This is a genomic window from Dictyoglomus sp. DH (assembly GCF_055181375.1).
In genome coordinates this window covers 593,052-607,808 of sequence record NZ_CM143706.1, presented here as the reverse complement: position 1 = coordinate 607,808, position 14,757 = coordinate 593,052, and the positions used below count along the sequence as shown (strand labels likewise).

Sequence of the window (14,757 nt, the reverse complement as noted above, 5' to 3'; positions counted from 1 at the left end):
AATTAATTTTGCAATAAAAATTATATCTAATATTAAACATTTATGTTAAAATATGCTAAAATAAAATTCAAGATGAAAATCTTATAAAAATATATAAAAAGGAGCTTTACCATGCTTTTATCAATAATTAGCAAAATATTTCCTGTATTAATTTTATTTACCCTTGGACAATATATTAAAAGAAGTGGATACTTAAGTCCTAATACATTAAGAGAAATTAAAACGTTAGTTGTTAACTTATTTTTACCCTCTTTAATTTTTCTCTCTTTTTCCCAAACAAATGTGGAATATAAGCATCTTTTAATTGCATTTACTATATTTGTTACATGTGGGGTTCTTCTTTTTATGGGTTATGGGATTAAAAGGGTTCTTAATATTAATTCAAAGTATTATCCTCTATTATTTACAGGATTTGAGGTAGGAATGCTTGGTTACTCAATTTTTACATTATTCTATGGCTCAGAAAATGTATTCAAATTTGCCTTTATAGACTTGGGACAAGTTACCTTTGTATTTTTTGTTATGGTTGGTATACTTACAAGCTTTAAAGATACTCAAAAACAAAGTTTTAAGAACATGCTCTCTTTTTTATAAAAACACCTGTAATAATTGCTATTATCTTAGGAATTATATTTCAAAAAACTGGATTAACAAATATTTTTCAAGAAAATATACTTCTCTCTTCGTTCATAGAAACTTTAAGGCTTTTATCAAATATTACAGTACCTATGATTGCTTTAGTAATAGGATATGAGCTAGGATTCAAAAAGAAAAATCTCACCCTTACCATCTCTACAGTAGTATTAAGGCATATCATACTTTTGATCTTAGCCTTTATTCTTAATGAGATACTTATAATAAGACTCCTTCACTTGGATAAAATTTTTCAATCTGCCTTATTTACTATGTTTATATTACCAGCTCCCTTTATAATTCCATTATATATGAGAGATGAGGATAAAGAAGATGCAGAATTTATAGCAGGTGTTTTAGCTCTTAATACAATTATCTCAATAATCTTGTTTGTATTTGTTAACTACCTTCTAACATGATTTCAAGGTCTTTAATAAAATTCTCAATTTCTCCTTTCTCATATTTTATAAATTTTTCAATTAACTCCCATCTAAGATCAAGATATTAAATATGCTAATATATTTCTCATCTTTGTGATATCTGAGAGAGTAACAAAATTTATATTTTTTAAAAAACTCTATCTCTTTTAGAGAAAGAATTATCTCCCTGTAGGTATCTGGAAGGGTAATGTTAAATCCAGAAAGAATTATTTTATTTATATCTATTAATGCATTGGCAATATTTTCTATAATTCTCTCTATTATCCTTCTTATATCTTTCATTTTCTCTTCTCATTTTGTACAGATCTAAAATAAATTCCTTTAAGTCTATAGCTTCAGATGATAGCTCTAATATATAATCAACATAAAAATCATAATCTTTTATTATTATTTTTTCTCCTCTGATAGCCTCAAAGGCAACAAGAGATTTTGCTATATTCAATACAATAAGGTCTATATCTTTTTTTAATAAATCCTCAAGTTCATTCCATATTTTTTCTACTTCTTTTATGTTGTATTCTTTTAAATAAATAGCAATATCTATATCAGAATGTCTATGAACCTTTCCCTTGGATAAAGACCCAAAAAGAAAAGCCATAATTACATTCTCTTTTTTATTAAAATAATCTTTTAGTTTTTGTAAAATTTCTTCTTTCATAATTTAAGGTAAGAAAAATTGCTCTTTCTCTTCTTTATTTTCTATAAAAAATTCCTTTATCCAGTTTAATATTTCATCCCTTACCTTTCTAAAGGCTGAAAGCTTCTCTTCATATGTACCTTCTACACTTGCTGGATCCATAAAACCTCTGTGAACATATTTTTTTCCACCAGGAAAATAGGGACAATTTTCCTTTGCATTATCACAAACTGTAACTACATAATCAAAGTTTTCTCCTTTAAATTCATCTATACTTTTGCTTTTATGATGAGAAATATCTACTCCTATCTCCTTTAGTACTTCTATAGCCAGAGGATTTACCTTAGAGGGATTAGTTCCTGCAGAAAAAGCTTGAAACCTATCTCCATACAAAGCATTCATAATACCTTCTGCCATCTGTGATCTTGCGGAGTTATGGGTACATATAAAAAGAACACGCTTTTTATCCATTGAATCACCTCTTGTTCAAGATTTTTATAGCCTCCTCTCCCGTACAATGATATGGGATTATATTCTCAATGTCAAATTTTTGAAGGCTATTTATTACTTTTTCTATTTTAGGAAAGGTAGATTTATAAAGGTGAAAACCTCCCATAAGAATCTTTATTCTCTTATTAAATTTCTTTATTGCATATTCTACTATATTAACAATTCCCCTATGAGCACATCCAGTAATCAGTATTAAACCATCCCCTTCATCAATTACTAAGTTCAATTCTTCTTCAAAAAATCCCTCTCTTTTTTGTCTCCTTTTAACACATAAAAATAAGGGTCTGGTTCTTCAAAATTATTTCTAAAAGGTACAGGACCAAATACAAAAACATTATCAAAAATCTCCATAACTTCATCTTTAACGATAACAAAATCTAAAAATTCTTTTAAATTTTCCCAATTTATTCCCGTAAATCTATCATTACTATATTTTGGGAAAAAAGCTTCTTCTCTAAGAATAACTTTATATTTCTTATTAAAAGGCAAAAGATGTTTTAGGCCCTCTGAATGGCCATAATGCCCATGACTTATAACTATACTTTCAACTTTTGATAAGTCTTTCCCTAATATATTTGCATTCCTAATAAATATATCACTTGCACCTGTATCAAAAAGGAGGGCTTTCCCCTCCCATTCAATTAATACGGAGAATCCATGCTCTGAAAAGAGAGGAGAAGAAAGCCTATCATCACATAAGACTGTTATTTTAGTCAAGGAGCTCTGAAACATTTCTAAGTTGACCCTTTAAATAGAGCTCTATAGCTTTATCTACATCAGTCTCATCAGTCACATAAACTTCTATTCCAGCAGAAGTTAAATCATCATAAAGTCTTCTACCCATTCCATGAGATATTACAGCTTTACAATCTCTTAAATTTTCAATAATAGCTACATGAGTGTCATATTGATGATGAAGTCCCCTTTCACGTAAACCTCTTGCATGTCCAGTAAAAGTATTTGGAATATATTCTCTGCTTTTTACCTCACCATTTTCTATCTCAAAAATCACAAAACCCCTTGTTCTACCAAAATGAGAGGAAATAGTCTTTCCATCGTCGGAAGCAACTGCAATCTTCATAATATCTACCTCCCTTTTAAAAAATTTTCAATCTTATCAGTAATATCCAAAAATATCCTTGTAATTTCAGAATTTTTATCTTCTAAAATAAAAGGCATTCCTTTATCACCACTCTCACTAATCCTTGGATCTAAAGGTATCTTACCCAAAAAAGGGACTTTTAAATCTCTTGCAATTTTCTCTCCAGCCCCACTTCCAAGAATATCCACCCTTGTTCCACAATGAGGACAGACAAAACCACTCATATTCTCTACTATTCCTATTACTGGCAAATTAAGAGCCTTTGCAAAGTTTACTGATCTTCTAACTACCCTTTCTGAAACCCCTGAAGGTATGGTTACAATAATAGCACCATCTAGATCTGGAAGTTCTTGAGCTATACTTAATGGTTCATCTCCTGTACCTGGGGGAAGATCAATTATCAAATATTCAAGTTCTCCCCAGATAATATCTGATAAAAATTGCCTAATTAGTTGAGCTTTTAATGGTCCTCTCCAGATAATTGGAGAATCTTCATCTTGCACTACAAATCCAGCAGAAGCTACTTTAATCCCTAAGGGGCCTTCCACAGGAAGAATTCCTTCATTAGCTTGATATAATCTCTCTGCTGTAATATTAAATAATTTTGGGATACTGTATCCGTGTATATCAGCATCTAATACTCCCACTTTTCCTTCATATCCCTTCATAGCAAAAGCTATAGAGAGATTTGCAGAAAATGTACTTTTTCCTACCCCACCTTTCCCACTCATTATTACAATTTTATGTTGAATTTTACTCATTTTTTCTCTCATCTTTTCTTTTTCTTTAATAAAATATTCACTTCTCACTTGCCTTTCTCCTTTCCTTTACTAATCTATGATGATAAGAGCCTTCCCTTAGAAGGGCAGATCCACAATTGGGACATCTCTCATCTCTGCAGGGAATCCCCTGGGTATGTATCTTTCTATACCCGCATTTAGGACATATATAAAAACCCTCAGAACCTAAGCCACTATGATCATGTATATGCTCTTCATGCATAAATCACCTCTCTTCATTTTAGATTTACAAAATATTCAACTATGAAGAAATAAAGCAATTATAAGATATATATCCCCAACATCCATTTCTAAACTCCTCCTTAAATAAGTTAAATGTTTTTTACCTTTTATAAGGGGCGGGATAATCCCCGCCCTTTCTTTTACTTAAGTTCTTCCAAGCGTCTCTTTATATCTTCAAGATCCGCCTCAAGATCCTTTTTCCAAGCTTCCAAAAGTTCCTTTTCTTCCTCCTTGGTAAGCCCAGAGTAAGGATAATATCCAGCACCTCTCCACCATCTACGACCCCAAAAAGACCATGGACACCAAGGAGCTCCATAACCACCAAAACCCCATCCATGACCTCTCCCCCATCTCCACATAATTTACACCTCCTTTCCCTCAGCAAATTCTAAAAATTTATCAATTCTATCTCTCATTTCCTTTATGTAATTTATTAATTCTTTTCTTAAAATCTGTCCTTCAGGTGTGATTGAATAAACTCTTTTAGCAGGACCCTCTCCAGTCTCCCAACGAGATCTTATAAGTCCTTCCATCTCCAGAATTCTAAGAATTCTATATCCAGTACCCATACCAGAAGGTCCTCTACAAAAACAAAACTCCGGAAAATATTCATCAAGCATATTTAAAAGTTCATACCCATGAAGATCCTTCTTAGATAGAGCAGAAAGCACAAAGACTCTGAGCCAAAATCCTGGGGCAAAACCCACATCTCTTTTTCCCATTCCTTGTCTAAATCCTTTCAAATATATTCACCTCCATATATATGCTATATACATATATAAACCTAAAAAATATAAATGTCAATAGTTAAAAATTAAAATTGGAAATATAGATGGTGGGGGTAGATTTAATTACCTTTTAATGAGGCTAAATCAAAATTAATCTTTTAAAAAAAGAAATATTTCTTCTATATCAGGAAGCTCTCTAATAGGATATATTTTAAAAAAGATAATCTCTCCATCCTCATCTACAACTACATTCGCTCTTTCCGAAAATCCATATTCTTCTATGAATATGTTATATTTTTTGGCTACTTCCCCGTGCGGCCAAAAATCCGATAATATTCTCAACTTTTTTATTCCCAAACTGTCAGCCCAAGCCTTTTTAGATGGTACAGGATCCACGCTTATACCTACTGGTATTACATTAAGTTCAAGAAATCTGACATAATTCTCTTCAAGGGTCTGCATTTGTTTTGCACATACAGAAGTCCATGCCAAAGGATGAAAAGAAAGAAGTACCTTTTGCCCCCTAAAATTAGATAATTTAAATTCCTTTTCTTCTTGATCTCTTAATGAAAAATCTGGAGATACTTCACCTATTTTGAGACCTTTTTCTTTCATCATGATACTCTCCCCCTTTAAATTACAATTTATAGTATTTTAGCATGAATTCTATATTAGTAGTAGATATTAAACTCTTACTCCTATTTTAACCCTATCTATAAATTCTTTAATAAGATCTAACCTTTCTAAGAGGGAGTAAAGCTTAAGAATATCTATTTCTATATATGGTCGTTTCAGAAGATCCCTATACTTCATAAGTTCCATAAGTTTTTCAACTATAATTCTATCCAATATTTTCATTTCTCCTAACATGGCAATACATTCTTTAAAATTTGAAACACTTTCAATACCTTTCTCATTTAAATATGCACAGGCAATTTCACCTATTCCAGTAATACTTAAATATATTCCGTACTTTAAAGCATATTGTTTAATTTTATCCAATTTTAATTCATTTATATCAAAGTTTTTCTTCATGTATTCTAAAACTTCTAAGGTTTCATTCAACTTTTTAATTCTTTCTTTTATCATAAAGAATACCCTCCTATACATTTACAGAGTATAATTCTAAGGCTTTTCTTTCGTCATAATCTTTAAGTAGTTCTAAAATAATCTTTTCAGAGCTATCCCATATTTTTCTTTCCACCTTATAATTTCCTTCGATAAAGCAAAAATCTATATATTCATAAAGTACTATCTCAAAAAGAGCGTCTTTCCCCCATCTTTTATTATAATACACATTATAAACTTCTCCATTATATATGAAAATTAATCCCTCATTATGGTTTATAGAAATCTCTAATATTCCTGTTTTATTAGAGTAGGTAAGAAATGAAATTAGGGTTATAAAATCAAGGGCTTCCAATTTACCTTCTAAAAACATAGCTTACTTACCCCCTTTTAATCTCATGGGGGGATAGATACTCTATCCCCCCTAAATTTTTTACTTTGATATAGATACAGAAAGTTCTTTACTTTCAGATGATAGAATATATTCTTTGAAAGGATCTATACCAATCAAACTGCAAAGCTTTTTATATAAATCTGTGTTATCATAATATCCTCTAAATATATGAGAACCAGCACCTATTGCATATACGGGTACAGGAGCTCCAGTATGGGAATAAGATGTAAAACCAATACCCGCTTTTTGATTCAAAATACGTGTAACCACAACTGTCAATGGATCATATCCTCCATATAATATATATGATCTATAGTCCTTAGGTCTTTTTTGAGAATCCATCATAGATACACTAAAGGCTTTTCTGATTTCTTCTATTTCATAATCATTAAGGGATAGTTGAAGCTTAATTTTTGCCTCCTTATCTCCTGACTTTGCCTTTTCTTCTAAAGCCTTCTTAGTGCTCTCATCAAGAATGGAAAGTCCATAATATTTTTCAATAAGTGGCAACAAATCTTCCAATTTAGCTTGATCTCCTGCTTTTACTCTGTAGTCTTGTACTATTTTTGAAAATTCGTCATAGGAGATTTTTTGATAAGAAAGAAGTTCTGGAAATACTTCATATTTTGTACCTGCAAAACCAATACTCATACCTCCAGTTTCATGATCTGCAGTAACTATGATAACAGTCTCAAAAGGATGCTTCTTGTAGAAATCTAAAGCAACTTTTATGGCCTCATTGAAATCTAAAACATCATATATAACACTCGCAGCATCATTAGCATGAGCTGCCCAGTCAATCTTTCCACCCTCAACCATCATAAAAAAGCCTTTTGGATTATCTAATACCTCAATAGCCTTTCTTGTAAAGTCAGCAAGAGAAAGTCCTATATTTGCTCCTCTAAGTCTATTTATTGCAAAAGGTAAAGCTTTGCTATTATCCAATATAGGATTAATAGCTATAACCTTATCATCCCCTTTTCCAATTAATCTGATATTTTCAATATTATCAACGATTTTATATCCTTTTTCCTTAGCTATTTCATATATATCCTTTTGTTTTCCATCTTTTCCTTTAGGCTGTAAGAATCCTCCACCCGCAAAATAATTAAAATTACTGTCCAAAAGTTCCAAAGCTATCTCATAATAATTGTTTCTGCTGGGTTGGTGAGCATACATACCAGCAGGAGTTGCGTGATCTATAGATACACTTGTCAAAACTCCTACTTTATATCCCATATCTCTTGCCATTTCTGCAATAGACTTATATTTTGTCTTGAGGGATGGATCCATATTTAATACACCATCGTAAGTTTTCTTTCCAGTAGCCATTGCAGTAATAGCAGAAGCAGAATCAGTGATATAACTGTCTGCAGCATAAGTAGTCATCCATCCTATATTAGGAAATCTGGTAAAATCAAGATTTTTAATAGATGGCTCTTTACTTTCTCTTTCTAAAAACATTTCTGTAGCATAAACATGATTCATTCCCATACCATCCCCAATAAACCAAAAAACATACTTAACTGGCCTCCCTGAATAAAGGGTAACACTGTTGGACAAGGCATCTACCACATTAGAAGAAAAGAACAGAAAAGTAAAAAGAAAAAAGGAAAATAGCAGAATCTTTGAGAGAATCCTATCCATTTTACTCATATGAAGCACCCCCTTATTTAAAAATTTCTCAGTTTATAATTTAAATCACTGGTTTTAAATATTAGTTAAGGAATTATAAAATATTGATAACTATGTGTTAAAATAAAATTAACATATTTTATTAAGGGGGTTTACTAATGCATAAGAAAATAATAGTAGGATACTTCCCTGAATGGAAAGTAAAAGAGGAATATTTAAATTACTCTATAGAAGAACTTCCCTGGAACCTACTTACTCATATAAATTATGCCTTCATGAAAATAAAAGATGGAAGGGTCTCTCCCATCGATGAAAATCTATTCGCAAAAAACATGAAAACATTTAAAGAGTTGAAAGAAAAGCATAAAAATGTAAAAGTTTTAATATCCATAGGAGGATGGACTGATTCAGGAGAATTTTCAGATGTAGCCCTTACTCGTGAGAGCAGATTAAATTTTGCTAAAAGTGCATTAGAAATTATAAGAGAATTCAGCTTGGATGGTATTGACATAGATTGGGAATTTCCAGTAGAAGGAGGCTTACCTACCAATAAGACAAGACCTGAGGATAAACAAAATTTTACATACCTTCTTAAAGATATAAGAGAGGAACTTTTAAAAGCAGAAGAAAAAGATAATAAACATTATTTATTAACCATAGCAGCCCCTGCAAGTTTTCAAATAATTCATAACACAGAACCAGATAAATATCATATCTATTTAGACTTTATAAATTTAATGACTTACGATTTCCATGGTGTTTGGGATAAATATACCAATCATCACTCCCCCTTGTTTTCCAATCCTAAGGATCCTGATCCTTTAAGTAGAGAAAAAGCTAATTGCGATTTTGCAGTTAAAGAATATTTTAAATATGGTGTACCATCGGAAAAAATAATTCTTGGGGTTCCATTCTATGGGAAGGGATGGATATGTGAAGATGACGGAGATAATGGATTATTTGCAAAAGTTATAGGGATACCTATAGGTATTTATGACTCTGAAGATCATCCTTCAGGTAGCAATCCTTTCTTCTTCATAAAAGGAGTCTTAGAAAACAATCCTAATTATCTCAAGTTTAGAGATGAATATGCAAGGGTACCTTGGCTTTGGAATCCAAAGGAAAAAATCTTTTATACTTATGATGATGAAATATCTATAAAAGAAAAATGCAAATATGTTTTAAAAAATGGTCTGGGAGGAATTATGATATGGGAGATAACTGAGGATTACCCATATAAAGGTAATACTTTATTAAAGATCATACATGAAAACTTTAAGGGGGAATAAATTATGGAAATAGTAAGATTAAATTCTTCATATATAGATGAACTCATCGAGCTTTGGAGTCAATCCTTTATACTTCCTTATGAACAGGTAAGCACTTGGGTAAATGAAAAAAACATCAGAAATTGCATAGGCGCTATCGAAAACGGGAAGTTAGTATCTGCATTAAGCATAAATGCATTAGAAGGTTATATTAGAAATGAAATTTTTTCTTTTTCAGGTATAGGTGGTGTCGCTACATTTCCAGAAAAAAGAGGAAAAAAACATGTTCATTGTTTATTAAAAGAAGCAATAAGAATATCAAAAGATGAGAAAAAGATTTTCTCTTCTTTATACCCCTTTTCTTTCGAATTTTACAGAAATTTTGGATGGGAACTTGGAGGATTTAAAAAAAGATATAAAATAAAAACTTCTCTCATACCAAGATACCAAGAAATAGAGAAAGTCAAAAGAATACCACTAAGTGAATGGAAGATAATAAAACCTATTTATGAAACCTATGCTAAGGGCTTTTCTGGAGCAATAAAAAGATCCGATGAACGATGGGAAAGTATTATCTTTAGGACAAAGAACCTTACCTACCTTTATATATATGAAGATCAAAAAATAGAAGGATATCTACTATATAATGTTGAAAAAACCAATATAAATAAAATTATAGTTAGAGAAATGATCTGTTTAAATAATTCCGCATATAAGGGATTTCTATCACTATTCTCAAGACAAGCTATGAATATAGAGGAAATAGAGATCACAACCCCATTAAACGATATACTTCCCTTTATTCTTCCTAATCCAAGCGTAGAATGTAATATTGAGCCTACCTTTATGATAAGAATTATTGATGTAGAAAAAGCCTTGTCAAAAATAAAATATAATGTGAAAGATAAGATTTCCATAAAGGTTAAAGATGAATATGCAGAATGGAATAACGGCATATGGGAAATAGAGATCAATGATGAGGTAAAAGTTTTGAAAAAAGAAGATTCAAATTATGACTTATCCTTAAGTATTAATACTCTTTCCCAAATAATCTCAGGCATTTTATCACCAAAAACTGCCTATGAGTTAGGTCTTATAGAAATAAAAAATATTCCTATCCTTGAAAAGATGGAAATCCTATTTCCCGAACATCCTACCTTTTGCTGGGATTACTTTTAAAGAGTACTTTTACTAACCACATTAAAAATAGACAACTCTTTTATATCTTCTAAAATTCCTTCGGTATTAACCTTATTTTCTAAATCTTTTGAAATTCCATAAGTAATATTTTCAATTTTTAAAGAAAAGACATCTTTTCCAATTATCCAGGGTACTTTTCTCATATAATCTGGAAATGGTATATTAGCACTTGGAGATAGATCTAAATACTTACCAAAGATTTCTCTGTTTTTACCTAAATTAATACTTATATCTATATCTTTTAAAACCACATTTTTTATATTCTTATTCTTGCCATATATCAATATACCATTTTCTGATCGAGATTTTATATTACTTATACTCACATCCTCTATAGTATTACCATATTCAGGAGCTAATATTGCAATGGGTTCTCCTTTACCCCACCAAGTTCCTGCGAAGATCTTGGTTTCCATAATTATATTATTTATTATGATAGAACTTACATAACCAGATCTACCATTTGCAAAAATTCCTATCCCCCTATTTGAATTCCTTATGATTGAATTAGACAAAATAACATTCCTCACTTTACTATCAAGATGACCAATTCTTATTCCTGCTGATCTTGTTTCCATAAAACAATTACTCACTATTACATTCTCACAAGGTATATCCCAATTAGTAATTCCAGTTATAGCTATACAGTCATCACCGCATACAAAATTGCTATTTGAGACCTTTATATTTCTTGATGAGCAAAAATGTAAACCATCACTATTAGGCACCCTCAAATTATTTACTATCTGTATACCATCCACTCTTATATCTTCTGATGAATTTATTGATACTGTCCAACAAGGAGAATCTTTTATAACAATATCTCTTATAGTAATGTTCTTACAATTATAAAAGAAAATAGGTTGTTTTGGACGATCTTTTGTTTTACATTCCGTTTCTTCAATCTGTTCCTCATTCAATAAGGACAATTCAGGGAAATTATTATGAGTTTTTGAAAAATCCATGAAACTTTCACCAGAAAGATCTATAATCCCCTTTCCTTCTACAGATATGTTTTTCTCTGATAAAGCATATATAAATGATGTAACTTCACCCCATTCATTATGATAATAACCTATATTGTAATAATCATTAATATTTGATGAAGCCTTTAAAATAGAACCTTCCTCCAAATAAAGAGTTACATTGGATCTTAACCTCAAGGGTTTACATAAGTATATACCTTTAGGAATTATAACTTTTCCCCCTCCATTATCATAACAATAATCTATTGCCTCTTGAATTATCTTCGTATTATCTGTTTTTCCATCTCCTTTAGCACCTATTCTTGAAATATTTACTTCCATCAATAAAACCCCCAAACAAAGAAAAATAGAAATATATAAAGAGTACATAAAAAGGTGCCACAGGCTCAACGGACCCCTCAGTACTTCCCATCTGCACTTTACTGAGAACTTTCAGTCTCAGGCTTTAGCTCCAGGTTTCATGAGAGTACCAGGCTTTACCAATACCCTCATTACTCTCTGGCACCACCTGAGTACTCGGTAAGGAGGCTTTCTCCAAACCTTTCCCCAGCCCCTGAGACTTACTCCGTCCCAGCCAAGCGCATCTTGGGATTCCCTACGGACCCCTTGATGCCTGTGGCAATTATAATTTTAACACAATTTTAAATTTTGTCAATATGTTTTTAAAAATTTTATTCTTGGTCTAAATTCTTCTCTCCTTCTCCCTTTATTTTTAATTACTTGCCTCATATCATCAATATCTTGTATCTTATTATTCTTACCCTTAAAACTCAAAAGTTTTAATAAAGAAAGAAAACCTTCTTAGATCTGTCTTTGTATCTATTCTTCCATCCTTCCAATCATCACATATTGCATGGGAAATTCCATAAAATCCTGCTACAGAATCAAGCCTAGGACATTTATAACGATCTTCTCTTTCTTTCCTTGTTAGACTCTTTGTACTCTGAGATATATAATCCTTCACATTAAAATCATCCTTCTTTAAATATAATTTTAAAAAATTGGAAATAAAATATATACATGTTTTATTCTACTATAAAAAGGAGATGATAAGATGAAGATTTCAGCAGTTATCTTTGATATGGATGGAATAATTTTTAACACAGAAAGATTGTACTACCAATTTTGGAAAACTGTTTTAAATAACTATGGATATGACCTAACAGAAGAAATTTATAAAGAGACTATAGGAGTAAATATTAGAGAAACAGAAAAAATCCTTAAAAAATATTATGGCAATAATCTACCTTTTACAGACATCTATCAAAAAGTTTTAGCATTAACCCAAGATCACATAGAAAATAATGGTGTACCAATTAAAGAGGGACTATTTGAATTAATATCTTTGTTAGAAGAAAGAAAAATCCCAAAAGGTATCGCCACATCTACCGAAAAGGCTAAAGCCTTTTATCTACTAAAAAAAGCAAGTATTATAGAAAAATTTGACACCATAATTTGTGGTGATGAGATAACAAAAAGTAAACCAGAACCTGATATCTTTCTAGAAGTTGCTAAAAAACTTAATGTAAATCCTTCTGAATGTATAGTTTTAGAAGATTCAGAAAATGGCATTTTAGGAGCTTACAGAGCTAATATGATCCCCTTTTTAGTATTGGATTTTAAGCACCCCAAAAAAGAAATTATGAATCTTGCTTACAAGGTTTTTAACTCCTTAATAGAAGTCAGAGAATATCTAAAAGAAATTCTATAAAATAATCTCATTTATTTATTTATTTAACATAATCTTAACTTGCATTTTAATTTTTCATATGCTAATATGGGCAAATGGGAAAATCAAGGAGGTGAAACAATGATAAATACAACTGATAGGACTATCGAAGAGTTTAAAAGAATTCTTTCTGAAAATAATAAAAAAGGAGCTTGAATAAGAATATATTGGGTAGATCTTCTTACTGTGGAGGATCTCTCATACTTGAGATTATAGAAGAAGGAGAGTTAGAAGATAAAGTTATAGAAAAAGATGGAATAAAGATTTTCATAAACCAAGATTTATATGAAGATCTATCTTAAGTGATTATTGACTATAATGAAAGCTTCTTTATTGAAACTAAACAAGGTGAATTGCTCCTATGGAAAGATACGAAAGAATTTTTAAGGTCCTTTCTGATAATAAAAGGCTAAAGGTTTTTACCCTTCTTTTAAAGATGGGAAAAGAATATTATGTTTGTGAAATAGCAGATGCTCTTGAAGAATCCCATTACAATATTTCTAAATATTTGAATGAACTTAAAAGAGAAGGTTTAGTTAAGGAAAGGAGAATTGGAAGAGGAGTCTTATATTCTGTAAAAGAGGCAGAAGACGAATTCATGAAAAATATATATAAGGCTATATTAAGTATTCCCGATTCTTTTTTACTAAGAAATATGGAACTTCTAAACTTGAGAGTTTCTCTAAGACAAGAAAATAAATGTGTAATAGGAGTTAATGATCCCCGCTGGCTCGAAATAGTAAAAGGATTGAAATAAAAATAGAGAAAGAGACCACATTAGAGATTAATAAAGAAAGATGGAGGTAAAAAAGTATGTCCAAAATTTGGTATCCTGTAATTGATTATGAAAAATGTATTGAATGTCTCGCTTGTGTAAATTTCTGTCCTCATGGGGTGTATGAAGAAAAAGATGGAAAACCATATGTAGTACACCCAGAAGAGTGCGTAGACTTTTGCAAGGGTTGTTTAAAAGGAGCCTGTCCAGTTGGAGCTATTAGCTTTATAGGTGATAAAGTAAAAATCATACTTGATGGAGGTGAAATAAAATGAAAGGATTACTTCTTTGTGTATGTCAAGGTACTTGTCCATCCTTCAAAAATATGAACATTTTTGAAATTCTAAATACTATAAGAAGAGAGGGAATTGTAGATTTTGTAGCCATACATCCTCAACTTTGTGCAGATGATGGAGATAATTTTCTATCCACTCTTACTAAAATTAATGGGAATATTGAGAAACTTTATGTGGCAGGTTGCGATCCAAAGATGCAAACAAAAATGTTTAGGGATGCTTTTGAAAGAGCAGGATTTGATAGGACAAAACATATAGCAGTAGATATAAGAAACATGAACACAGAACAAGCCCTTGAGACTATAAGAAAACTAATAAATGAATCATAAAATAT

General features: G+C 31.0%; 25 protein-coding genes. 9 read left to right on the top strand and 16 right to left on the bottom strand.

Annotation, left to right across the window (positions count from 1 at the left end; genetic code table 11):
* The first annotated feature begins 111 nt into the window (after positions 1-111).
* Both ACY3JJ_RS02905 and ACY3JJ_RS02900 read left to right on the top strand, forming a co-directional pair.
* Positions 112-594: an AEC family transporter gene (locus tag ACY3JJ_RS02905; protein WP_463092296.1), complete on the top strand. Its 483-nt coding sequence runs from the start codon at positions 112-114 to the stop codon at positions 592-594.
* A 134-nt stretch (positions 595-728) separates the two neighbouring features.
* On the top strand, positions 729-1,052 hold the full coding sequence (locus ACY3JJ_RS02900) for a hypothetical protein (protein ID WP_463092295.1): 324 nt from the start codon (positions 729-731) through the stop codon (positions 1,050-1,052).
* A 60-nt stretch (positions 1,053-1,112) separates the two neighbouring features.
* Here the strand turns inward: ACY3JJ_RS02900 and ACY3JJ_RS02895 are convergent, their stop codons facing one another.
* The 14 genes from ACY3JJ_RS02895 to ACY3JJ_RS02830 form a co-directional block, all read right to left on the bottom strand.
* The gene (locus ACY3JJ_RS02895; RefSeq protein ID WP_463092294.1) at positions 1,113-1,355 is read right to left on the bottom strand and encodes a HepT-like ribonuclease domain-containing protein; all 243 of its coding nucleotides are present in this window, start codon (positions 1,353-1,355) and stop codon (positions 1,113-1,115) included.
* Positions 1,285-1,731, bottom strand: a complete 447-nt coding sequence (gene mntA, locus ACY3JJ_RS02890) for a type VII toxin-antitoxin system MntA family adenylyltransferase antitoxin (protein ID WP_463092293.1) — start codon at positions 1,729-1,731, stop codon at positions 1,285-1,287. The genes ACY3JJ_RS02895 and mntA overlap by 71 nt, the downstream gene beginning before the upstream one ends.
* Before the next feature lie 3 nt (positions 1,732-1,734).
* Entirely contained in the window at positions 1,735-2,181 is a 447-nt protein-coding gene (locus tag ACY3JJ_RS02885) for an arsenate reductase ArsC (protein ID WP_463092292.1), read from the bottom strand.
* A 4-nt stretch (positions 2,182-2,185) separates the two neighbouring features.
* Entirely contained in the window at positions 2,186-2,446 is a 261-nt protein-coding gene (locus tag ACY3JJ_RS02880; RefSeq protein WP_463092291.1) for a hypothetical protein, read from the bottom strand.
* On the bottom strand, positions 2,443-2,952 hold the full coding sequence (locus ACY3JJ_RS02875) for an MBL fold metallo-hydrolase (RefSeq protein ID WP_463092290.1): 510 nt from the start codon (positions 2,950-2,952) through the stop codon (positions 2,443-2,445). Before ACY3JJ_RS02875 ends, ACY3JJ_RS02880 begins: the two co-directional genes overlap by 4 nt.
* Positions 2,930-3,301 carry a NifB/NifX family molybdenum-iron cluster-binding protein gene (locus ACY3JJ_RS02870; protein ID WP_463083292.1) on the bottom strand — a complete coding sequence of 124 codons (372 nt, stop codon included), beginning with the start codon at positions 3,299-3,301 and terminating at the stop codon, positions 2,930-2,932. The genes ACY3JJ_RS02875 and ACY3JJ_RS02870 overlap by 23 nt, the downstream gene beginning before the upstream one ends.
* A gap of 5 nt (positions 3,302-3,306) precedes the next feature.
* A complete protein-coding gene (locus ACY3JJ_RS02865) occupies positions 3,307-4,131 on the bottom strand; it encodes an Mrp/NBP35 family ATP-binding protein (protein ID WP_463092289.1) in 825 nt (274 codons plus the stop codon).
* Positions 4,121-4,324 (bottom strand): ferredoxin, encoded by a 204-nt coding sequence (locus ACY3JJ_RS02860; RefSeq protein WP_463092288.1) that lies wholly within the window; start codon positions 4,322-4,324, stop codon positions 4,121-4,123. Before ACY3JJ_RS02860 ends, ACY3JJ_RS02865 begins: the two co-directional genes overlap by 11 nt.
* A 160-nt stretch (positions 4,325-4,484) precedes the next feature.
* Positions 4,485-4,703, bottom strand: a complete 219-nt coding sequence (locus ACY3JJ_RS02855; protein ID WP_463092287.1) for a DUF5320 family protein — start codon at positions 4,701-4,703, stop codon at positions 4,485-4,487.
* A gap of 3 nt (positions 4,704-4,706) precedes the next feature.
* A complete protein-coding gene (locus ACY3JJ_RS02850) occupies positions 4,707-5,087 on the bottom strand; it encodes a PadR family transcriptional regulator (protein ID WP_463092286.1) in 381 nt (126 codons plus the stop codon).
* A 135-nt stretch (positions 5,088-5,222) separates the two neighbouring features.
* On the bottom strand, positions 5,223-5,687 hold the full coding sequence (locus ACY3JJ_RS02845; RefSeq protein WP_463092575.1) for a peroxiredoxin: 465 nt from the start codon (positions 5,685-5,687) through the stop codon (positions 5,223-5,225).
* A gap of 69 nt (positions 5,688-5,756) precedes the next feature.
* Entirely contained in the window at positions 5,757-6,161 is a 405-nt protein-coding gene (locus tag ACY3JJ_RS02840) for a HepT-like ribonuclease domain-containing protein (protein WP_463092285.1), read from the bottom strand.
* 13 nt (positions 6,162-6,174) lie between these two features.
* Positions 6,175-6,513 carry a DUF4388 domain-containing protein gene (locus ACY3JJ_RS02835; protein ID WP_463092284.1) on the bottom strand — a complete coding sequence of 113 codons (339 nt, stop codon included), beginning with the start codon at positions 6,511-6,513 and terminating at the stop codon, positions 6,175-6,177.
* Between the two features lie 60 nt (positions 6,514-6,573).
* Positions 6,574-8,190 (bottom strand): alkaline phosphatase, encoded by a 1,617-nt coding sequence (locus tag ACY3JJ_RS02830; RefSeq protein WP_463092283.1) that lies wholly within the window; start codon positions 8,188-8,190, stop codon positions 6,574-6,576.
* A 137-nt stretch (positions 8,191-8,327) separates the two neighbouring features.
* On the opposite strand from ACY3JJ_RS02830, the gene ACY3JJ_RS02825 reads away from it, so the two are divergent.
* The gene (locus tag ACY3JJ_RS02825) at positions 8,328-9,458 is read left to right on the top strand and encodes a glycoside hydrolase family 18 protein (protein ID WP_463092282.1); all 1,131 of its coding nucleotides are present in this window, start codon (positions 8,328-8,330) and stop codon (positions 9,456-9,458) included.
* 3 nt (positions 9,459-9,461) lie between these two features.
* Positions 9,462-10,616, top strand: a complete 1,155-nt coding sequence (locus ACY3JJ_RS02820) for a GNAT family N-acetyltransferase (protein ID WP_463092281.1) — start codon at positions 9,462-9,464, stop codon at positions 10,614-10,616.
* Here ACY3JJ_RS02820 and ACY3JJ_RS02815 read toward each other — a convergent pair.
* Together ACY3JJ_RS02815 and ACY3JJ_RS02810 are read right to left on the bottom strand one after the other, a co-directional pair.
* Positions 10,613-11,944, bottom strand: coding sequence for a glycoside hydrolase family 28 protein (locus tag ACY3JJ_RS02815; RefSeq protein WP_463092280.1), 1,332 nt, complete (start codon positions 11,942-11,944; stop codon positions 10,613-10,615). The two genes, ACY3JJ_RS02820 and ACY3JJ_RS02815, sit on opposite strands and share 4 nt — an antisense overlap.
* 442 nt (positions 11,945-12,386) lie before the next feature.
* A complete protein-coding gene (locus ACY3JJ_RS02810; protein ID WP_463092279.1) occupies positions 12,387-12,587 on the bottom strand; it encodes a hypothetical protein in 201 nt (66 codons plus the stop codon).
* Positions 12,588-12,677: 90 nt separating this feature from the next.
* On the opposite strand from ACY3JJ_RS02810, the gene ACY3JJ_RS02805 reads away from it, so the two are divergent.
* The 5 genes from ACY3JJ_RS02805 to ACY3JJ_RS02785 all read left to right on the top strand — a co-directional run bounded on the left by ACY3JJ_RS02805 (position 12,678) and on the right by ACY3JJ_RS02785 (position 14,752).
* Positions 12,678-13,334 carry an HAD family hydrolase gene (locus ACY3JJ_RS02805; protein WP_463092278.1) on the top strand — a complete coding sequence of 219 codons (657 nt, stop codon included), beginning with the start codon at positions 12,678-12,680 and terminating at the stop codon, positions 13,332-13,334.
* Between the two features lie 170 nt (positions 13,335-13,504).
* A complete protein-coding gene (locus tag ACY3JJ_RS02800; protein WP_463092277.1) occupies positions 13,505-13,654 on the top strand; it encodes a hypothetical protein in 150 nt (49 codons plus the stop codon).
* 59 nt (positions 13,655-13,713) lie between these two features.
* Entirely contained in the window at positions 13,714-14,109 is a 396-nt protein-coding gene (locus ACY3JJ_RS02795; protein WP_463092276.1) for an ArsR/SmtB family transcription factor, read from the top strand.
* A 56-nt stretch (positions 14,110-14,165) separates the two neighbouring features.
* Positions 14,166-14,402: a 4Fe-4S dicluster domain-containing protein gene (locus ACY3JJ_RS02790; protein WP_463092275.1), complete on the top strand. Its 237-nt coding sequence runs from the start codon at positions 14,166-14,168 to the stop codon at positions 14,400-14,402.
* A complete protein-coding gene (locus tag ACY3JJ_RS02785; RefSeq protein WP_463092274.1) occupies positions 14,399-14,752 on the top strand; it encodes a heterodisulfide reductase subunit A-like protein in 354 nt (117 codons plus the stop codon). Before ACY3JJ_RS02790 ends, ACY3JJ_RS02785 begins: the two co-directional genes overlap by 4 nt.
* Positions 14,753-14,757: the final 5 nt, after the last annotated feature.